The following is a 20,232-nucleotide window of genomic DNA, read 5'->3' on the forward strand; positions in this document are numbered from 1 at the left end:
TAAAAATTTCTTTTGGCAGGGATGAAAGAATTGTGGAAAAGCCTCATATTCATGTAAGGAACGGGCTGTGCCCATTCAGACATCATGAATTATGGGGAGGTAGGTTGAAATGCTCGGATTTTTGCAACGGATTGGGCGCGCTTTGATGCTGCCGATTGCTGTGCTTCCTGCTGCTGCGTTATTGCTGCGTTTGGGTCAACCAGATTTACTTGATATACCTTTTGTGGCTGCTGCGGGGAACGCCATTTTCGCTAACCTGGCAATCTTATTTGCGATCGGTGTGGCGATCGGGCTTTCGAAAGATGGGAACGGGGCTGCGGGGCTAGCTGGAGCTGTGGGCTATTTTGTGTTAACGCAGGGTACACAGGCTGTTAATGAAGACATTAACATGGCGATCCTCGGAGGGATTTTATCTGGTATTGTCGGGGGATTGATGTATAACCGTTTTTCTGAAACAGAGCTTCCTGATTGGCTCGGCTTTTTCAGCGGGAAGCGGTTTGTGCCGATTGTAACAGCGGCGCTTATGGTAGTGCTTGCAGGTGTTTTCGGTTTTGTATGGCCGCCTATTCAGGATGGCATCAATTCGATCGGCCAATGGATCATCGATGCCGGAGCACTGGGTGTCGGGGTATTCGGCTTCCTTAACCGTTTGTTGATTCCAGTCGGGTTACATCATGTTTTAAATAGCTTAGTCTGGTTTGTTTTCGGAGAGTATAATGGGGCAACGGGTGACTTGAACCGTTTCTTTGCAGGCGATCCATCGGCTGGAATCTTTATGGCAGGATTTTTCCCGATCATGATGTTCGGACTCCCGGGCGCATGTCTCGCAATGATTGCTGCAGCGAAAAGAGTAAACAGAAAAGCGGTTACGGGAATGTTGATCGGTATTGCATTTACCTCTTTTTTAACAGGTATCACCGAGCCGGTTGAATTTGCCTTCATGTTCCTGTCCCCGCTTCTATACCTTGTGCATGCATTATTGACCGCTTCATCGATGATGGTTGCCTATGCTCTTGATATTCATCACGGATTTGGATTTTCAGCAGGAGCGATCGACTTTTTCCTCAACCTTGGACTATCGCAAAGACCGTGGCTCCTTTTTGCTGTGGGAATTGTATATGGCGCCACTTATTTTGTCGTCTTCTATTTCTTGATCAAGTTCTTTGACTTAAAAACACCTGGACGCGAAGACGATGACATGGTCGGAGAGGCTACTGTAGCAAATTATGATGAAACTGCCATGAGCTATATCGAAGCGCTCGGAGGAAAAGATAACATCGAAACGCTTGATAACTGTATAACCCGTTTAAGGCTGAAAGTAGCAGACATTTCGCACGTGGATGAAGACCGTTTAAAGAAAATCGGCGCAAGGGGTGTTATCAAGCTTAGTGACAGGGAACTTCAGGTAGTAGTAGGAACTAATGTGGAATTTATCGCGAACAAGATGAAAAAATATTTATAAAGAATACCTGAAGTTGAAAGTAAACCCATGAAAGTTAAAAGTAAAATACAGAATGTTATAGAAATTCTGCTAAAACACTTATAATAGGAATGAAGATGTTAAACTCCGGCATTTATCCGCCGGAGTTTACCTGCTCAAGTGGGATGGACAGGCTATTTAAAGGAACAATGAGGCAATAAACTAAAAAAAGAGGTGCTAAAGATGAAACGATTACTGGATTGCAATGCTTCAGATTTCAAGAAAATGAATGCTGCTCAGTTGAAACAGTCGATTGCTGCATCAGAAGGCCGTGTTATGCTATCAGAAGTCATCACCTCCGTTTCACCGCTTTACCCGCAAGTGACAAACGCTGAAATGGCAGGAGCGTTCGGGGCAGACCTTTTACTTTTTAATCTATTTGATGTGTTTCATCCAAAGGTGGAAGGGTTCAGTGACCAGGAAGATTATGAAGTGATACATAAGTTGAAAGAAATGACAGGAAGGCCGATAGGCTTAAACCTGGAACCTGTTGATCAAAGCGCCGATGCAATCGAAAGTTTGCTTGAATTGCCAGAGGGAAGAACAGCGTCCGAAGCTTCTTTTAAAAAGGTGAAGGAACTCGGGTTTGATTTTGTTTGCCTGACAGGGAATCCCAAGACGGGTGTTACAAATAAAGCGATCATTGAATCGATAAAACTTGCTTCGAACATACTGGGCGACGATGTGTTGATTATGGCAGGTAAGATGCATGGGGCAGGAGTAAGAGGCGATATCGGGGAAGGAATAATTTCAGATGATGTACTTACTGACTTTATAGACTCTGGCGCCGATGTAATTTTGCTTCCTTCTCCGGGAACGGTTCCGGGAATAACCGTCGACAGCATGGTTAAAAAGGTTCGTGTTGTAAGAGAAAAGGGCGCGCTTACGATGCTTACGATCGGCACGAGCCAGGAGGGAGCTGACGAAGATACCATTCGCCAGATTGCGCTTCAAAATAAAATGGTAGGAGCGGATATTCATCATATCGGTGATGCGGGATACAGCGGAATCGCCGCTCCTGAAAACATTCTGGCATACTCGATCGCGATACGCGGAAAACGCCACACGTATATACGGATGGCATCATCTTCACAACGGTAATAGGGTTGAAAGGCTCGGCTATTAGCCGGGCTTTCTTTTTTTATGCAGGTATTCTTCTCGTTTTAATGAATGTATGTGTTGGAAAAACATTTAGGAGGGAGATAATGAAAGAAAAAAATAAGTTTTCTAAGCTTTTGTATTTTATTGGTTTTGGAATATTGTTATGTGGATTTATCATTGGTTTAATGCAGGCCGAAGATGGTTTTATTGCTTTTTTTACACCTGTGGTTGCCGCAGCTTTTCTTGGAGTCATTTATATAGCGTTGGGTGAAATCATTGATCGGTTAAACAGGCTGGAACAAAACCCGGCGGTCAATACTTTATCTCAGAGAGAGCCAGATTGTTCTATAAGTTCTGAAATAGACATTCAAGATAACACAGAATGGACTTTTGAACGAATAAACCAGTATTTTAAACAAAATGACAGAGAGGTAACGGATGTACAGGCAACCCCTGAACCTGACCTCTTCCTTATAAAATGGGGTTCATCTTACCGTTTAGTTTCTGTAAAAAGAGGTATCCCGGTTGTCGTTCCGAAAGAGAAGCTGTCAAAGCACCCTGAACTTGTCAGGTGGCTGGCAGATAATCCGGAGATATCAAAACAATTTTAAGCTTAACATCCACATCAAATAGTAAAGACTCTTTCTGGATTTTCGCCATAAGTGTGTACATGCATGTGTCAAAAATTGTTATCCTTGTCCAGTTTACAGGTTGTCTCCGAGTGGAATAGGTATACCACCAGAATACATAAATGAGTGGAGGACGAAGGGATGAAAAAGCCTATTCATATTACATCTGAGATTGGAACATTGAAAAAGGTATTGCTGCACCGGCCAGGTAAAGAGATTGATAACTTAACACCTGAATACCTTGAACGGCTTCTTTTTGATGACATTCCTTTTTTGCCAAAGATGCAGGAAGAGCATGACCAGTTTGCAGAAACATTGCGAAACAGAGGGATAGAGGTTGTCTACCTTGAAAATTTAACAGCAGAAGCTTTAAGAACGGAAGAACTGCGCCGACAATTTGTAGAGAAAGTTTTGTATAACAGCAAGTATAAGGAAAACGGGGCTTACGAGCATCTTAAAAACTATTTGCTTGATTTGCCAAACGACGAACTTGTTCAAAAGGTAATGTCAGGTGTGTTGAAAAAAGAGATTCAGAAGAATAAACGGAAACACCTTTATGAAATAATGGAGGCACATGATCCATTTTATTTGGATCCGATGCCGAACCTGGTGTTTACAAGAGATCCTGCTGCAGGAATAGGGAACGGTGTATCTATCAGCAGGATGTATAGTGAAGCAAGAAGAAGAGAAAGCCAGTTTGTTAGAACGATTATCAACCACCACCCGGACTTCACTGACGACGAAATACCAGAGTGGTTTTCAGAGGAGAGCCTTGTTCCAATGGAAGGAGGGGACCAGCTCGTTTTAAGCGACCGGGTTGTAGCGGTTGGGGTAAGTGCCAGAACGTCGCCTCTTGCCATTGAAAAGCTAGCTGAAAATTTGCTGAACAGCAGTGGATACGAGAAAGTAGTTGCGATCGAGATACCGAAGTCGAGAGCTTTCATGCATCTTGATACGGTATTTACAATGGTTGATCATGATAAATTTGCGATACACCATGCCATCCAGGGTCCAGCAGGTAAAATGAATATTTATATCCTTGAAAAAGGTGCCGATGGAGAGATGCAGATCGAGCACCGTGAAAACCTTTCGGACGTCTTAAAAGAAGTTCTCTCCCTTAAAAGTATTGTTTTAATACCATGCGGAGGCGGTGACCGGATTGATGCCGCAAGAGAACAATGGAACGACGGCTCGAATACACTTGCGATTGCGCCGGGAGTTGTCGTAACCTACGATCGAAATGTGGTAACAAACCGTGTTCTAAGAGAGCATGGCATCGAAGTGCTGGAAGTGCCGAGCTCCGAACTGGCACGAGGTAGAGGTGGCCCTCGCTGCATGAGTATGCCGCTTGTACGGGCTTCATTAAGTGATTAGCAAAAACAGCAAACTAATGATTTACAGGGAATCCAACCATTTACCCTCCCAGATTAAGAACTAACCTTGCGAATAGATGTTGGGAGGGGGGAAATTATGCTTGAAATCAGAGAGATAGGAACAAAACAGAACGGATTGAATTTGAACTGCTACGAGCTTGTTAAACTTATGGAAGAGCATCCGCTGGACCCAATGTTTGAAGACTGCGGAAATTTTATAATGCCATACAAGCCGTTACAGTGGACTGCAGAAACAAAGCGGTATATCGGCTGTAAAACGTTCTTTGGCGATTTTGCGACGATCAATTGCCGATTTTATATATTAACAGATGAAAAAACAGTTATTGATAAACTGGTGAGTGCTATTCGACTGAATCAAGAGCGCGAGGATTACAGGCGATTAAAAAAGCTGATGTATCGCTAAAGAACGCCTTCTATTATTGCCTTTCTATCATATGTTTTATTGTGTGAAGAGTTGAAATGAGTGCGTAACTAGCTTATGATACAAAAAACTGATAGAAAAAAGGAGGACCTCGAGAATGGATTTAGAGAAATTGCAGGAACAAATGGATGGCTTACTTGAAAAGTATACGGAAAACCTTTTAGGAGAAACAAATTCTGATTTAAAGGAAAAGGTTAAAATCTGGGCATTGTATATGCATATCTCAAAGTCGATGGGTCCGCTCGCCAGGCACTGGAATGAAGAGTATCCAGATGCAAAGGAATCTATGAAGGAACTTGTCGGGGAGATTAAAGCCCTCAATGAAAAACACCGGGAAAATCAACGAATAAAAAAGTAATCGCAAACAGGCATACTCATATGCTTGTTTATTTTTTTGGGGTAACAGGAATAGATAATCATGATGGTAATAAAGCAGGTGATAGTAATTGTTCGAAACAGAATTTATCAATGAATTTTTTAAGGACTTGTCACCAAGGGAAGTAGGCCTTTTTTTTGTTTTTCTCGCTCTCTTAGTTGGCGGTAAATGGGTGGTTATGCTTGTACTAAGGATAGCAGCAAAAAAACGCCCTTCTTTAAAAGATAGAGTGATTCCGGCTGCAAACTCTATATTGAATTGGTTAACATTTTACGGATCGATTTTATTGTTTCTATTATATTTTTCAAAACAAAAATGGCTGTTTTACACATTGTATACATCCGGTGACCTGGATGTAACGATGTTCCTAATAATTGTGGCATTCATGATCGTTTCACTTGGATACCAGATTGCCAGAATGATAATAAAATTTATCATGCCTTCTGTCTATGACTTCTATGATGTGGACCGAGGATTGAGCTATACATTAAACAGAATCATTTATTATTTAATTTTGTTTGCCGCCCTTGCTTTTAGCTTTTCTACAGTCGGGCTTGACCTAACGGCAATTGGAGCTATATTCGGCGTGTTAGGGATCGGTATCGGGTTCGGTATGCGGAACATCGCTGCAAACTTTGTTTCGGGTATTATTATTTTATTTGAACGCCCGATCGAGATCGGTGAGATGATTCAGCTGGACGGCAAGATTGGCAAAGTAGAGAGGATAAGGCTGAGATCCACTATCGTCAGGACCGCAAAGGAAGGAACGCTAATTGTCCCGAACCAGCATTTTATTGAGCAGGTTATAAAAAACCGGACTGGTTCAGAGATGATGGCCTCTGTTACGGTCAGCATCACGTATGGAACTGATACGGAAGAAGTGGAGAGGCTGTTGAAGATTGCAGTAGAACAACAAAAGGGGCATTTCGAGGGTATTCTTGATTTTCCGGAGCCAGATATTCGATTTGTTAATTTTCGCGATAAGGCACTCGATTTTTTGGTAGAAGTCCCAGTGGTGAATTTTGATACAAAGGAAAAGGTGGAGAGCAGGCTTCGACATTCGATCGCAGAGCTGTTCTGGAAACACGGGATCGAGCTTGCTTCAGCGTATATAGAGCGCGGGGAGTATTGAGTGAAAGTAGATTGGACATTTTTGCTCTCCCGGGCGCTTCGCTCTTACAAAAAGGTGTGTTCATCTTTTTAGGGAGAGCAAAGATGTGACGCTTCGTGGTCCTATTTTTGAAGTCCAATTTTAAAACAGGTCTTCTACCATAACGAAAGGCAGCCCGGTGGCTGCCTTTCGTTATGCTCGGTATTTGTTAAACCATCCTGTGATTTCTTCGAGTCTTTTTATTCTGTTTTTTGGTTTTCCGGAGCGGGAGAGGTTGTGGTTTTCTCCTTTGAAGCGGATGAGTCTTGTGTCTACGCCTAGCCTCTTTAATGCGATATACCATTGTTCAGCCTGTTCCATCGGACATCTCAGGTCTTCTTCACTGTGAATGATATTTGTCGGTGTTTTAACGTTTTTTGCATAACGGATCGGCGAGAATTTCATGATTGTTTCTTCATCTTCCCAAAGGTCAACGTCGCCAAGCTGAGCTGATCCAAAGTAAAAACCGATATCGCTAGTTCCGAAAAAGCTGTACATATTGCTGATACAACGCTGTGTTACAGCTGCTTTAAAACGGTCGGTTTGGGAAATGACCATGTTTGTCATAAATCCGCCATAACTGCCGCCTGTTATAAACTGCTGCTCTTTATCAAGATAGTCATAATTTTCAAGAGCATAGTCCAGGCCTTTTATAATGTCCTCTCTATCCTTGATGCCCCAGTCCCCTACACAGGCTTTAACAAAAAGGTCGCCATAACCGTGGCTTCCCCGAGGGTTCGTATACACAACCGCATATCCTTCTGCTGCCAGAAGCTGAAACTCATGGTGAAGAGCGTTTCCATAAGCAGTATGTGGGCCGCCGTGTATTTGAAGGACAACAGGAACTTTCTCATTTTCCTTCCTGTTCACCGGCGGCAATATCCAGCCCTCGATATCCCAACCATCTGCCCCTTTATAAATAAAGGATTCTGGTTTACTCAATGAAATTCCAGCGAAAAGTTCTTCGTTGTGAGATGATATTTGCCTCGTTTCTCCATTTTCTGAAACCCAGACATCACCAGGAGAAAGAGGTGTTGCTTTTACGAATGCCAATTTTGTACTTACTCGGTCAAAAGAGCTTATAACAACATTCTCATCAGGCAGTATTCTACGGATTTCTCCGTTTAACGAAACTTCATAAATCCAGCAGTTACCGCCTACTGTTGCAGTAAAGGTCACATTTTTGCTGTCTTCCGTCCATTTCACCTGATATAACGGAGTATCATAGCTGGCATCAACACCGACATAGTTTCCGACAGGATTGTCTAATTCTTTCGTAAGTTTTGTTGTTTCTCCTGATGAAAGATTGTGAATCCAGACACCTGTCGTTGCAGAGCTTATTTCCCCTTCTTCGTGTGCAACAAAAGCAAGATAGCTGCCATCAGGTGAAAGGTCAGGCGACAGAAGGAATCCTTTTCCTTCGACGATCTGTTTCGTTTCTTTTGTTCCCAGGTCAAAGCGGTAAATATCATTTAGATCAACAAGCTCCCGGTCGTCATCTTTATTAGCGAGATAATAGATACTATCTCCTGTTGGGGAAAACAGCGGTCCGGAATGGTTAAAGTCGCCTTCTGTGATCCTGGTAACAGCTTTAGATGATAATTCAATGATAAAAAGATGGGAAAACCCGTCATAGAATCCGACGCCATCCCCTTTATAGCGGAGTCTTGTCACAACCGTATAACCTTTTTCCTCGTCTTCTTTTTCGTCTTTGTCATCTGAGTTGGCTGATCTGTCTTCCGTAACTTTGCCAACAAACGTTAGCCTGGTGCCATCAGGAGACCAGTTGAAATCGCTGACTCCATCTTCCAGGTCCGTAAGCTGGAAGGCCTCCCCTCCCGAAAATGGCAGGATCCAGATCTGGCTTTTTCCTGTACGATTAGAAAGAAACGCAAGGTATGTACCATCAGGTGACCATTTCGGATTATGATCCTTTACAAGCTTTTTCTCAGCAGAGTAAGGGTATGTAAGCTGCCTGGTTTGTTCCCCGTTATGCAAATAAAGAGAGGAAGAATAGCCGTTCTCTTCTTTGCTAACTTCTGTTAAAACATAAACAATATTCTTTCCATCCGGTGAAATAGTAGGGCTGCCGGAAAATTTCATTTGGTAAAGATCTTCTTTTTGTATTGTTCTCATAGGTGTCTCCTTTCAATGATAAAAAATAAAATGCTTCCCTAATCTATTTCGTTAGACGAAGTTTTTTTCCTTCCTGTTTATGCAACCCTGTTATTTATGAATATATTATGAGAAGAGCTGTCTTTTTAAAAGGCTCTTTTCCCAGACTTTTTTGCTTAATAAGTGACACATTAGAGAGGAACTGCGACATAACGGATGGATGGCCGCTGCGGAAATACACTACGCTTTCCGCGGGCTCGCGCTGAGCCTCCTCACTCGCACAAAACGCTCCTTGCGGGGTCTCAGCGTCATCGCTGTCCCGCAGGAGTCTATGTGTATTTCCTTCGCTGAGCTGTGCTTTGACGCTCTACATCTTTGAAAAACGTCAATTGATTGGAGCGGAAGGCAGTCGACTCGTCGACTCCTCGAAAATGTCCATCGTGGGATGTAACGCTGCCGAAGCTTCCCTGGTCCTACGGGAAAAACAACAGCTAAAGCGTTGCCCGCGGAAAGCGAACTGCCCGAGTGGAAATCAAGGCTGCAATTGCGTCACAGTTTATCGCTATAATGAACAACAAAGCTTGCGAAAACGGTCCAAAAGAAAAATCCGAACTGATTCGAAATCTGAATCAGTCGGATTTGTTTTACTTTTATCCCAGCATAAAAGTATTTACATCATTGTTTTGCCGTCATAAGGAAATTGTGTGGTCGTATAATTTGTGAATTGCTGATGTGATTGCTGAATCTGCTGCTCTGTAGCTGGTTCGAGCTTGTACCAGCCTTTTTGGAACATTAAGTTAAAGAAGTCACGCTGGCACTGTTGCGTTTCGTTGAAGATCGTGATCAAGTCATCATAGAGTGCTTCATGGCTTGCTTCATTTAATGCTGTACAATATGAATCGGTCATGTACTTTTCTGTCGCAAGCATATCATTCGAAAAATCGCGGTCATTCATTAAAGGTGTTTTTGGAACACTTGTTTTTGGGTTTTTAATTTTGCTTTGATTCTGGTTCATCGAAATCCTCCTCTTATTGTTGTGGCATATTTTGCTGCATGCCCTGCTGAATTCCAGCTGATGGCTGTGTTTTTTCCTGAAGATGCATCTCCATATGATTTAAGATTTTCTGGTAATGCTGCTGATGCATTTGTCCTGCTTTATCCAGTGCAGCTTTTACATCCTGGTCCTGGCAAAGATCCGCATAAAAATGGGCCTTTTTCATCGCCATTAAATTCCATGACATCATATCAGTTAGATAAAGATGGTCTTTCGTTGAAAGTACCTTAGGGGGGTGTTGCATAACACCCTGCTGTTGCTGGTTCTGCGGTTGCTGTTGTTGCATTTGGAATACCTCCTTTTTTTACCATTTACAAGAATTGTTTATCGACTTTAGGATTCCACAGGACTGTAGTTCTATTCAGTGTTTCTAAGCCTTTTATAACGGGTAATCCCTAAATACCTGACAAGTTTTAAACGTACCCCTGAGGAAAACGGTAAAATCCCGTGAAAAGATAGTCCCAATTTATAAATTTCATGATAAAATACAGTTAGAGGCGAAATATGGCGATTTTTGGGGCGATTCGATAGAGCTTGCAGGTATTTCTGTCTAGATAATTAGTAAGACCTTTTAAACTGTATGCGTTTGCACGGAGGGGTTTTTATGGAACAAGTAATGCGTAACTTTTTTTTGTTCATGGGCAAAAATAAATTGGCTACAAAGATGGCCAAAAAATACGGAATGCGATTTGGAGCAGGACGTTTTGTAGCGGGTGCATCCCTGGAAGCATCCTTAAATGCAATTAAAGAATTAAATAAAAAAGGCCTATGTGTTACGATCGATCATCTCGGCGAATTTGTGGATGATGCAAATGAAGCGCAGGAAATGGCAGATCACTGTATAAAAGCAATCGAATCCATTGCAAAAGAAGGCCTTGATTCCCAGTTATCCTTAAAACTTACATCGATGGGATTGGATATTGATGAAAAGTTAGCTCTGGATAACATGCGCCAGATCATGGAAGCGGCTGACAAGAATGATGTGTTTGTAACGATCGATATGGAAGACTTTGAAAGATGCCAGAAAACGATAGATATCTTTAAGGAACTGAAAAAGGATTACGAAAACATCGGGACAGTTATCCAGGCCTATTTATATCGGACAAGCGACGATATTGAAGACTTGAATCAGTATTCGCCAAATTTGCGATTGGTTAAAGGCGCATATAAAGAGTCTCCGAAAGTAGCTTTTCCGGAGAAAAAAGATGTGGATGAGAACTTTAAAAAAATCATCAAGATGCACTTGCTGAATGGAAATTATACAGCGGTTGCAACACACGATGATAACATTATTGAATATACGAAAAAGCTGGTGGAAGAGCATAACATCCCGCGCGAGCAGTTTGAATTCCAGATGCTGTACGGAATTCGCGTCGAAAGGCAGGAAGAGCTTTTAAAAGAAGGGTACAAGATGCGGGTATATGTGCCATACGGGAAAGATTGGTATGGATATTTTATGCGCAGGCTTGCTGAAAGACCAGCGAACGTAGCATTTGTGTTAAAAGGAATCCTAAAGGGATAAACAGGCCTTAAACGGTCTGTTTTTTTTAATTGATCCGAAAAATATATAAAAGAAAATAACTTCTTCATATTGCTAAGTTTCAGAAAATATCGTATAGTTGAGGTAGAAATTGGTTTGCACTATTTTTTTTGAGCAAAAAATGAATGAGTATTCATTCAAGGTCAAGGAGGTCCGTTATGACACGCAGTATTCGTAAAGTAGCAGTACTCGGGTCAGGTGTAATGGGGTCAGGCATCGCAGCACATTTAGCGAATGTTGGAATTCCGAGTCTTTTATTAGACATCGTTCCCAAACAGCTGACTGATCAAGAAGAAGCAAAAGGGCTAACTCTGGAATCTCCCTATGTGAGGAATCGAATTGCGCAGGATGCGCTGGCAAAATTGAAAAAACAAAAACCGGCACCGCTTTCTAAAAAGGATCATCTCGCCCTTATCGAACCGGGGAACCTGGAAGATGATCTTGAAAAACTAAGCGAAGTAGACTGGATTATAGAAGTGGTTGTTGAAAATCTAGATGTTAAAAAGCAGGTCTTCGAGAAGGTTGAAAAATATCGTAAACCTGGTTCGATAGTAAGTTCCAACACTTCCGGGATATCAGTGGAAGCAATGTCGGAAGGACGATCAGACGAATTTAAATCCCACTTTCTGGGGACACACTTCTTTAACCCGCCTAGATACTTAAAATTGTTAGAAATTATACCTACAGAAGCAACAGACCCTGAAATCGTTTTGTTTATGAAGCGATTTGGCGAGGATGTGCTTGGAAAAGGTGTAGTAGAAGCCAAAGATACACCGAACTTCATCGCGAACAGAATTGGCACCTATGGGCTTCTCGTTACTGCAAGAGAAATGCTCGAACGCGGCTTTACAGTCGGGGAAGTGGATTCAGTAACAGGTCCGTTGATCGGAAGGCCTAAGAGCGCAACGTTCCGAACACTTGATGTAGTCGGCTTAGATACATTTATTCATGTGGCACGAAATGTATTCGACCAGGTGGAAGGAAAAGAGAAGGATGTCTTTGATGTACCGGAGTTCATGCTTCAAATGCAGGAAAAAGGATGGATCGGTGCTAAGGCTGGCCAGGGCTTCTTCTTAAAGAAGAAAGGGGCTAAAGGCAGCGAAATCCTTGAGTTGAATCCGCAAACGATGGAATATGAAGAGCGCAAGAAATTGAAAACGCCTTCAGTGGAAGCGACGAAACAGGCAAAATCGAAAGCGGAAAAGATTAAGACACTTGCATACGCAAAAGATCGTGCTGGTGAGTTGATCTGGAATATCTTAAAACCTGTGCTCCTTTATTCAGCAGAAAAAGCTTATGAAATCGCTGATGATATCTATTCGATTGACCAGGCGATGAAATGGGGCTTCGGCTGGGAGCAAGGACCGTTCGAAACATGGGATGCGTTAGGCCTGGAAAAGTCTGTTGAAAGAATGAAAGAAGAAGGCGAAGAAATTCCTGATTGGATCACTGAAATGCTTGATAAAGGTTTTAGTTCTTTTTATAAAAAAGAAGATGGAAAGCTGTTTTTCTATCAAACCGGTGATTACATGCAGGTTGAAGTGAATCCAAAAGAAATCCATTTAAAAGGATTAAAGGCACAAAACAAGATTATTAAGAAAAACACCGGTGCAACGATGATCGATCTTGGGGACGACGTAGCTGGCCTTGAGTTCCATTCGCAAAACAATGCGATCGGCCTTGATATTTTGCAGGCGATCAACGATGCGATCGATGAGGTTGAAAAGAATTACAAAGGGCTTGTGATCGGCAATCAGGGCAAAAACTTCTGCGTTGGCGCAAACCTTGCGCTTATCTTAATGGAAGCCCAGGATGATAACTATTTTGAAATCGAAATGGTGGCGAAGAAGTTCCAGCAAACGATGAGCAGAATCCGTTATTCGGCAAGGCCTGTCGTTGCAGCGCCATTCCAGATGACCCTTGGAGGCGGAACTGAAGTATGTTTGCCGGCAGCATCCATGCAGGCATCTTTAGAAACGTATATGGGCCTTGTTGAAGTTGGTGTAGGGTTAATCCCTGGCGGTGGCGGAAACAAAGAGCTATACATGCGTCAGCTGGAACGGGTTCCAAACGGTGTAGAAGTAGACCTGCAAAAGATCGCCATCAGTGTATTTGAGACGATTGCGATGGCAAAGGTTTCAAAATCTGCTCATGAAGCGGAAGAGCTTGGCTTTATCCGTAAGCAGGATGGCATCAGTGTGAACGCGGATCACCTTTTATATGATGCAAAGCAGCGAGCGATATTCCTTGCAGATCAAGGATACCAGCCTCCTGGCAGGAAGAAGATTCCAGTGGCCGGAGAAGCGGGATACGCGGCGATGGTCATGGGAGCAGAGACGATGAAGTGGAGCGGCTATTTAAGTGATCATGATTTAAAGATTGCGAAAAAGCTCGCCAATGTTATCGCAGGAGGAAAAGTGCCTGAGGGAACACTTGTTGATGAACAGTATTTGCTTGACCTTGAAAGAGAGGCATTCCTTAGCCTTGTAGCAGAGCCAAAGACTCAACAGAGAATGCAGCACATGCTACTAAAAGGAAAGCCATTACGCAATTAACAGTGGTACTAAGGAGGGGAGTCTTATGAAAGAAGCGGTAATTGTATCCGGTGCAAGAACGCCGGTTGGAAAAGCCAAGAAAGGAACATTAGCCAATTACAGGCCGGACGATCTTGGCGCTATAACTGTGAAAGAAACGTTAAAAAGAGCAGGTGGATACGAAGGAGACATCGATGACCTGATCTTCGGGTGTGCGATCCCGGAAGCGGAACAGGGATTGAACGTAGCGAGGATGATCGGAGCCAGGGCAGGAGTAAAGGAAACTGTACCTGCCATTACGGTCAACCGATATTGTTCTTCCGGTCTTCAAAGTATTGCCTATGCTGCAGAGCGAATTATGCTTGGCCATGCATCCACGATTATTGCCGGCGGAACAGAGTCGATGAGTTTGATACCGATGGGCGGCCATGTCGTGAAGCCGAATCCGACTCTAGTAGAGGAGCAACCGGAATACATCATGGGAATGGGCCACACAGCAGAAGAAGTAGCAAGAAGATTCAATATTAGCAGGGAAGACCAGGATGCGTTTGCATTACGAAGTCACCAGAGAGCTGCAGATGCGATAAAGAATGGACGCTTCCAGGATGAAATCGTACCGGTAGAATTCACTAAACGCTGGGTTGATGACAACAATAAGCTGCAGGAAAAACAGATCGTCTTTAGCCAGGATGAAGGAGTCCGTGCTGAAACGTCCATGCAGGCGCTTGCTAAATTGAGACCGGCATTTAACGTAAGAGGTTCCGTAACTGCAGGTAACTCCTCACAAATGAGCGACGGAGCAGCTTCCGTTCTTGTGATGGATAAAGAAAAGGCTGAAAGCGAAGGCTTGAAGCCGTTAGCAAGGTTCAGAGGATTTGCTGTTGCCGGAGTAGCACCTGAAATAATGGGTGTTGGTCCAATAGAAGCAGTTCCAAGAGCACTTAAAATTGCAGGATTAGAACTATCTGATATCGGCTTGATCGAGCTAAACGAAGCATTTGCTTCCCAGTCCTTGCAGGTCATCCGCGAACTGGGACTCAATGAAGATAAAGTTAACGTAAATGGCGGTGCGATCGCGCTTGGCCATCCGATGGGATGCACAGGAACAAAATTGACACTCAGCTTAATCCATGAAATGAAACGCCGAAACGAGCAATTTGGAATTGTAACCATGTGTATCGGCGGAGGTATGGGTGCAGCAGGAGTATTTGAATTATTATAAAACAAGTTAACCTGAGGGAGGGTTATTCATGTCTAACACTGCAGACAAAGTAGTAAAAGGGGCAAGCTTTTTAGTAGAAGACCACGGTACGGATGTTGTTTTTACACCGGAGGATCTAACAGACGAACATATCATGATGGCAAGAACAACAGAGGAGTTTGTGTTAAAAGAAGTTGTTCCTCATCATGAAGAAATTGAAAACCACCAGTTTGATATATCAAGAAACCTTTTGACCAAAGCAGGTGAGCTTGGCTTGCTTGGAGCGGATGTACCTGAAGCGTACGGCGGTCTTGGACTTGATAAAATCAGTTCTTCTGTTATCACGGAAAAGTTTGCACGCGCGGGAGCATTTTCTTTAAGCTACGGAGCCCACGTAGGGATCGGATCATTGCCGATTGTATTCTTTGGAAACGAAGAGCAAAAGAAAAAATATTTGCCTCCTCTTGCATCAGGAGAGAAAATCGCGGCTTACGCATTGACTGAGCCAGGTTCTGGTTCTGACGCGCTTGGAGCAAAAACAACGGCGAAATTAAACGAAGAGGGCACACACTATATTTTAAACGGCGAAAAGCAATGGATCACAAACTCTGCTTTTGCCGATATTTTCATCGTGTATGCAAAAATTGACGGAGAACAATTTACTGCATTTATTGTGGAAAGAGACTATGACGGAGTGTCTACTGGTCCTGAGGAAAAGAAAATGGGAATCAAAGGTTCTTCCACACGTACATTGATTCTTGAGGATGTGGCGGTTCCTAAAGAAAACCTTCTTGGCGAGCCTGGAAAAGGGCATGTGATCGCCTTTAATATCCTTAACGTTGGCCGCTACAAGCTTGCTGTTGGTACAATCGGCGGAATGAAGCGCGGGATCGAACTTTCTGCTAAATATGCGAACGAACGGAAGCAATTTAAAACTCCGATCGCGAAGTTCTCATTGATTCAAGAAAAGCTTGCAAACATGGCGCTTAAAACTTACGCATCTGAAAGCTCGGTTTACCGTACTGTTGGATTGTATGAAGACAGTTTCTCTAAGTTGTCTGAAGAAGCGCAAAACGATGGACGCCAGGTTGCCGCAGCGATCGCTGAATATGCGATTGAATGTTCATTAAATAAGTTCTTTGCTTCTGAAGCGCTCGATTACGTTGTAGATGAAGCAGTGCAAATTCACGGCGGATACGGCTTCATGTCCGAATATGAAGTAGAAACAATGTATAGAGACTCACGTATCAACCGTATCTTTGAAGGTACAAACGAAATCAACCGCCTTCTTGTTCCTGGAACGCTGGTACGTAAAACAATGAAGGGCGAGCTTCCGTTAATGGAAAAAGCAACAGCTTTACAAGAAGAGCTGATGGTGCTGATGCCGCAGGAAGTCGGCGACGAGCCTCTAGAGCAGGAAAAGTACCTTGTGCAAATGGCGAAGAAAGTCTTCTTGATGACTGCAGGCCTTGCTGTACAAAAGTACGGCCAGAAGCTTGAGCGCGAACAAGAGGTGCTTGCGAACATCGCTGATATCGTTAGTGAGGTCTATGCGATGGAAAGCTGTGTGCTTCGTACTGAAAAAGCAATCAACAAGTCAAACGCTGAAAAAGAACAACAAAAGCTATTGTTAACGCAGGTATTCTGTCAGGAATCTATCAACAGAATCGAAGCACACGCGAAGGAAACATTGATTGCGGTTGAAGAAGGAGACACACTTCGAATGATGCTGTCTGCTTTACGTAAATTGACACGCCATACTCCGGTCAATGTTATTAAGAAAAAACGTGAAATCGCTGCTAAAGTCCTTGAAAACGAACGTTACACTGTCTAATAAAAATTAAGTTTCCAAACTTATTTCTCTCACACTCTTAAAGAGGGTTGGCTAAAATCAAGGTTCTGTCCAATTCCAAAAGCCTGTTTGCAACCTGGTGTTGAATCCGGCTATTTGGAACAGTCAGCCCTGATAAGCCAGCCTTCTTTTTATTAAACTCTTTTCTAGAAGATTGTTGTTTTTGTAAAAAAGCGATAAACTTCGACATAACGGATGGAAGACCGATACGGAAATACATTACGCTTTCGGCTGGCTCGCGCTGAGCCTCCTCATTCGCGCAGCGGAGGGCAGTCGACTCCTGCGGGAAAAGCAACAGCTGAAGATCCCGCAGGAAGCGGTTTTTGCTGACGAGGAGCTGAAGTGTTGCCCGCGGAAAGCGAACTGCCCGGAGTGGAAGTCAATGCTGCAATTGCGTCGCAGTTCCTCTAATATGGAGCTTATTGCAACAAAGTATGTGAAAAGAGCCAATCATTAAGCATTTTTTTGATGTGTAAAATACTTTCTGGAAAAAGGATTTTGTCCTTTTTGCACGAACTATCCAAAAGAAGAGTATGCTTGATATTTGTTGGTAATAATTTATATGATAAACTGAATAATGAAAAGACTTTTATGGTGGAAAGGGGGATGGGAATGGCCCTGGATTTTTACCAGTATCCGAAGTGCGGCACATGCCAGAAAGCGAAAAAGTGGTTTGAGAACAACGGCGTTGAGGTTAATGAGATACATATCGTTGAAAATCCTCCTTCAAGAGCTAAGCTGGAGGAGCTATACGAAAAAAGCGGACTACCGTTAAAAAAGTTTTTTAACACTAGCGGTAAAAAGTACCGAGAGCTGGGTTTGAAGGACAAAGTGAATTCAGCCTCAGAAGATGAGCTTTTAGACCTCCTTTCATCAGACGGCATGCTGATCAAGCGTCCGATTGTAACAGATGGCGAGAAGGTAACAGTAGGATTTAAAGAAGAAACATTTGATGAAACATGGAAACGTTAATCTGTTGCTAATTTATAATAAGTATAATACGATACTAATTGTAAATAGGGCTTAGATTTCATAACAAACTAAATGGAGGAATCGAAATGAACTTACCAAAAGAACTGCGTTATTCTGAAGAACATGAATGGGTGAAATCTGAAGACGGAACGGTAGTAATCGGAATTACTGACTTTGCACAATCTGAACTTGGCGATATCGTTTTTGTTGAGCTTCCCGAGGTTGGCGACAAAGTTGAATCGGACGAGCCATTTGGAAGCGTAGAATCAGTAAAAACAGTATCTGAATTGTATGCTCCGATTTCCGGTAAAGTTGTTGCGATTAACGAAGATCTTGATGACAGTCCTGAATTCGTAAATGAATCTCCATATGAGAAAGCATGGATGATTAAAGTGGAGCCATCTAACACTTCAGAAATTGACGATTTAATGAGCGCTGAAGAATACGAAAAAATGATAAGCGAAGAATAAGGAATAGCACATAGCTACCTGGTGGATTCATTGTTGGCCGTTCTATAAAGAACAGCTCGTTTTTGCGCATCAGCCCTGAAGCACTTTGTAATCCTGTAATAACACTTTTTACGTGGAGACAATATAAAGAAGGGGATGAGTTGTATGGAAATGGATCAAGATAGGCCGCTTGAAAAAATCGATGTCACGAACAGTGTTCATGGCAAGTTTGACCAGGGATGCATGGCACTCTATTTAAACGAGGATAAAATTGGGCGTATTGTTTTTACCAACCAGGGAAACCAGTATGAATTTGCCGAAGGATTTGAGTTTGATCAAGACAAGATCTATCAATACCAGCGGCAAATGGAAACAAACGGGAAATATGTAGAAGACTGTGACCTTGGATGGTGTTAACGCCAGAAGAAAGGCCGGCATTTATTGCCGGTTTTTTATTTTGGTCCGAGAGGTTTATCGGAGGTTCAGAGAATTTTAATCCTATTTCATAGCACTTATTCTATTTTCGCAGCAACTTATGCTGGCTTCAGAAAAATTTATTCTTGCTTCAACAGATTTTATTCTTTTTCCATGACTTGGCCGCATCCAGACCCTGATTCTGTAAAAAACAATAAAAAAAGCTCTCCTCACTAACAAAGCGATGGGAGAGCGAATATGCATATCAATTTCTGACAGAAACTTTATTTTTCCTAATGTATTTGATTGTCTTCCGCAAGCCGTCGATATCAGGTCTTCCGAACGGGCTTGTCTGAATAAATTCCGCCATCACCGTTCCTGCTTCATCTAGAATGAAAACAGCAGGTTCTCCATGTGAACCATGGTCGTCGTACAAGGCTTTTTCTTCTCTTTGGTAAAAGACTCCAAAGGAATCGATTGCGACAAGGTCAGGATCACTTAAAACAGGAAACTCTAAATTGTGTTCTTGTTTCATCCCTCTCAAATGGTCTATACCATCAGAGGAAATAGTTAAGACATGAGTATCAAGTTCTTCAAATGTACCCAGGTTTTCCTGGAGCTCTTTTAACTGTGCATTACAGACAGGACACCAAGAACCACGGAAAAAAACAATTAGATGCCAGCGGTTTTCGCTCTCAATATGTTCATGGAACTGAAACAAATTGCCCCCGGTATCAACAAGAGAGAAATCCGGAGCCTTATCACCTGGAACCAATTTTGGCATGATCATCCCTCCTTGCATTAATTACTACTTTAATTCCTCACTCTAAGGAATAGTAAACATTGACCAGTTGGTTTTATTCACTGTAAAAAGGGAATGGACAAGAAAGTACCCTATGTAAGATGAAAGCTTTTATAAAAATAGGGAAAAAAACCTGAAACGGAGGGAAGGAATATGCCGTTATCTCAGGAAGAACTAAAGCACTATAAAAAGAAACTTCTTGATTTGAAAAAGGATATTCTTGAACGAAATTCGAATGAACAAAAACAAGAGGATTCCCTTAGTGAAGATAATGAATTAAACAGTGTTGATAACCATTTTGCAGATCTTGCGACACAGCTTTACCTGAGGGAGAGAGAAATGACGATCGACGATGTCGAGCAAAATAGACTCGACAATATCAATGCAGCACTTGATCGAATCCGGGAAGGAAACTATGGTATTTGTATTGATACTGGCAAAGAAATTTCCAAAGAAAGACTCGATGCAATGCCATATGCCAGTCGGACTATCCAAGCTCAAAGAGAGTTTGACCAAAAAAGAAATGCGAGGATTGAAAGCCAAACCGATGAAAAATCCTATGCGACACCACTCGGTGAACTGAGAGAAGACTCTAGGATCAGGACTGCAGATAATATCCAGAGCCAGCACGGGAACTCTTCAGTGGAAAATTACGATCATGCGGGTTATCCGTCCGATGAAAAAGGAGATGGAGATTAAAAAAGGGAATGCAAATAGCATTTCCTTTTTGTCTTAAGAGGAGTACTAC

20 protein-coding genes are annotated in these 20,232 nt (G+C 42.6%); 15 read left to right on the top strand and 5 right to left on the bottom strand.

Annotated elements, in window-relative coordinates:
- The first annotated feature begins 109 nt into the window (after nucleotides 1-109).
- The 7 genes from nagE to FCL54_RS00185 all read left to right on the top strand — a co-directional run bounded on the left by nagE (nucleotide 110) and on the right by FCL54_RS00185 (nucleotide 6,533).
- Nucleotides 110-1,462: an N-acetylglucosamine-specific PTS transporter subunit IIBC gene (gene nagE / locus FCL54_RS00155; RefSeq protein ID WP_138121947.1), complete on the top strand. Its 1,353-nt coding sequence runs from the start codon at nucleotides 110-112 to the stop codon at nucleotides 1,460-1,462.
- 201 nt (nucleotides 1,463-1,663) lie between these two features.
- Entirely contained in the window at nucleotides 1,664-2,581 is a 918-nt protein-coding gene (locus FCL54_RS00160; protein WP_138121949.1) for a DUF7916 family protein, read from the top strand.
- A gap of 104 nt (nucleotides 2,582-2,685) precedes the next feature.
- On the top strand, nucleotides 2,686-3,192 hold the full coding sequence (locus FCL54_RS00165; RefSeq protein ID WP_138121951.1) for a hypothetical protein: 507 nt from the start codon (nucleotides 2,686-2,688) through the stop codon (nucleotides 3,190-3,192).
- A gap of 159 nt (nucleotides 3,193-3,351) precedes the next feature.
- Nucleotides 3,352-4,584, top strand: a complete 1,233-nt coding sequence (gene arcA, locus FCL54_RS00170) for an arginine deiminase (RefSeq protein ID WP_138121953.1) — start codon at nucleotides 3,352-3,354, stop codon at nucleotides 4,582-4,584.
- Between the two features lie 96 nt (nucleotides 4,585-4,680).
- A complete protein-coding gene (locus FCL54_RS00175; RefSeq protein WP_138121955.1) occupies nucleotides 4,681-5,007 on the top strand; it encodes a hypothetical protein in 327 nt (108 codons plus the stop codon).
- A 115-nt stretch (nucleotides 5,008-5,122) separates the two neighbouring features.
- Entirely contained in the window at nucleotides 5,123-5,383 is a 261-nt protein-coding gene (locus tag FCL54_RS00180) for a DUF2573 family protein (protein ID WP_138121957.1), read from the top strand.
- An 88-nt stretch (nucleotides 5,384-5,471) separates the two neighbouring features.
- Nucleotides 5,472-6,533, top strand: a complete 1,062-nt coding sequence (locus FCL54_RS00185; protein WP_246055091.1) for a mechanosensitive ion channel family protein — start codon at nucleotides 5,472-5,474, stop codon at nucleotides 6,531-6,533.
- A gap of 171 nt (nucleotides 6,534-6,704) precedes the next feature.
- On the opposite strand, the gene FCL54_RS00190 is transcribed toward FCL54_RS00185, so the two are convergent.
- The 3 genes from FCL54_RS00190 to FCL54_RS00200 all read right to left on the bottom strand — a co-directional run bounded on the left by FCL54_RS00190 (nucleotide 6,705) and on the right by FCL54_RS00200 (nucleotide 10,006).
- Nucleotides 6,705-8,687 carry a S9 family peptidase gene (locus tag FCL54_RS00190; RefSeq protein ID WP_138121959.1) on the bottom strand — a complete coding sequence of 661 codons (1,983 nt, stop codon included), beginning with the start codon at nucleotides 8,685-8,687 and terminating at the stop codon, nucleotides 6,705-6,707.
- Nucleotides 8,688-9,336: 649 nt separating this feature from the next.
- A complete protein-coding gene (locus tag FCL54_RS00195; protein ID WP_138121961.1) occupies nucleotides 9,337-9,681 on the bottom strand; it encodes a spore coat protein in 345 nt (114 codons plus the stop codon).
- A 13-nt stretch (nucleotides 9,682-9,694) separates the two neighbouring features.
- Nucleotides 9,695-10,006 carry a hypothetical protein gene (locus FCL54_RS00200; protein WP_138121963.1) on the bottom strand — a complete coding sequence of 104 codons (312 nt, stop codon included), beginning with the start codon at nucleotides 10,004-10,006 and terminating at the stop codon, nucleotides 9,695-9,697.
- A gap of 318 nt (nucleotides 10,007-10,324) precedes the next feature.
- Here FCL54_RS00200 and FCL54_RS00205 point away from each other — a divergent pair, with 318 nt between their 5' ends.
- The 4 genes from FCL54_RS00205 to FCL54_RS00220 all read left to right on the top strand — a co-directional run bounded on the left by FCL54_RS00205 (nucleotide 10,325) and on the right by FCL54_RS00220 (nucleotide 16,829).
- Nucleotides 10,325-11,242 carry a proline dehydrogenase family protein gene (locus FCL54_RS00205; protein WP_138121965.1) on the top strand — a complete coding sequence of 306 codons (918 nt, stop codon included), beginning with the start codon at nucleotides 10,325-10,327 and terminating at the stop codon, nucleotides 11,240-11,242.
- A 176-nt stretch (nucleotides 11,243-11,418) separates the two neighbouring features.
- Nucleotides 11,419-13,815 (top strand): 3-hydroxyacyl-CoA dehydrogenase/enoyl-CoA hydratase family protein, encoded by a 2,397-nt coding sequence (locus tag FCL54_RS00210; protein WP_138121967.1) that lies wholly within the window; start codon nucleotides 11,419-11,421, stop codon nucleotides 13,813-13,815.
- Nucleotides 13,816-13,840: 25 nt separating this feature from the next.
- A complete protein-coding gene (locus tag FCL54_RS00215) occupies nucleotides 13,841-15,016 on the top strand; it encodes an acetyl-CoA C-acetyltransferase (protein WP_138121969.1) in 1,176 nt (391 codons plus the stop codon).
- Nucleotides 15,017-15,044: 28 nt separating this feature from the next.
- Nucleotides 15,045-16,829 (top strand): acyl-CoA dehydrogenase family protein, encoded by a 1,785-nt coding sequence (locus tag FCL54_RS00220; protein ID WP_138121971.1) that lies wholly within the window; start codon nucleotides 15,045-15,047, stop codon nucleotides 16,827-16,829.
- A 37-nt stretch (nucleotides 16,830-16,866) separates the two neighbouring features.
- On the opposite strand, the gene FCL54_RS00225 is transcribed toward FCL54_RS00220, so the two are convergent.
- Nucleotides 16,867-17,142 carry a hypothetical protein gene (locus FCL54_RS00225; RefSeq protein ID WP_171016607.1) on the bottom strand — a complete coding sequence of 92 codons (276 nt, stop codon included), beginning with the start codon at nucleotides 17,140-17,142 and terminating at the stop codon, nucleotides 16,867-16,869.
- 317 nt (nucleotides 17,143-17,459) lie between these two features.
- Between FCL54_RS00225 and FCL54_RS00235 the strand changes: the two genes are divergently transcribed.
- The 3 genes from FCL54_RS00235 (at nucleotide 17,460) to FCL54_RS00245 (ending at nucleotide 18,685) form a co-directional block, all read left to right on the top strand.
- Nucleotides 17,460-17,819: an arsenate reductase family protein gene (locus FCL54_RS00235; RefSeq protein ID WP_138121975.1), complete on the top strand. Its 360-nt coding sequence runs from the start codon at nucleotides 17,460-17,462 to the stop codon at nucleotides 17,817-17,819.
- A gap of 86 nt (nucleotides 17,820-17,905) precedes the next feature.
- On the top strand, nucleotides 17,906-18,289 hold the full coding sequence (gene gcvH / locus FCL54_RS00240) for a glycine cleavage system protein GcvH (protein ID WP_138121977.1): 384 nt from the start codon (nucleotides 17,906-17,908) through the stop codon (nucleotides 18,287-18,289).
- Nucleotides 18,290-18,433: 144 nt separating this feature from the next.
- The gene (locus FCL54_RS00245; RefSeq protein WP_246055092.1) at nucleotides 18,434-18,685 is read left to right on the top strand and encodes a YusG family protein; all 252 of its coding nucleotides are present in this window, start codon (nucleotides 18,434-18,436) and stop codon (nucleotides 18,683-18,685) included.
- A 262-nt stretch (nucleotides 18,686-18,947) separates the two neighbouring features.
- Here FCL54_RS00245 and FCL54_RS00250 read toward each other — a convergent pair whose 3' ends face one another.
- Nucleotides 18,948-19,466: a peroxiredoxin family protein gene (locus FCL54_RS00250; RefSeq protein WP_138121979.1), complete on the bottom strand. Its 519-nt coding sequence runs from the start codon at nucleotides 19,464-19,466 to the stop codon at nucleotides 18,948-18,950.
- A 171-nt stretch (nucleotides 19,467-19,637) separates the two neighbouring features.
- On the opposite strand from FCL54_RS00250, the gene FCL54_RS00255 reads away from it, so the two are divergent.
- On the top strand, nucleotides 19,638-20,183 hold the full coding sequence (locus FCL54_RS00255; RefSeq protein ID WP_138121981.1) for a TraR/DksA C4-type zinc finger protein: 546 nt from the start codon (nucleotides 19,638-19,640) through the stop codon (nucleotides 20,181-20,183).
- Nucleotides 20,184-20,232 lie beyond the last annotated feature (49 nt).

It is taken from the genome of Exobacillus caeni, from assembly GCF_005747095.1.
GTDB classification, from domain to species: Bacteria; Bacillota; Bacilli; order Bacillales; family Guptibacillaceae; genus Exobacillus; species Exobacillus caeni.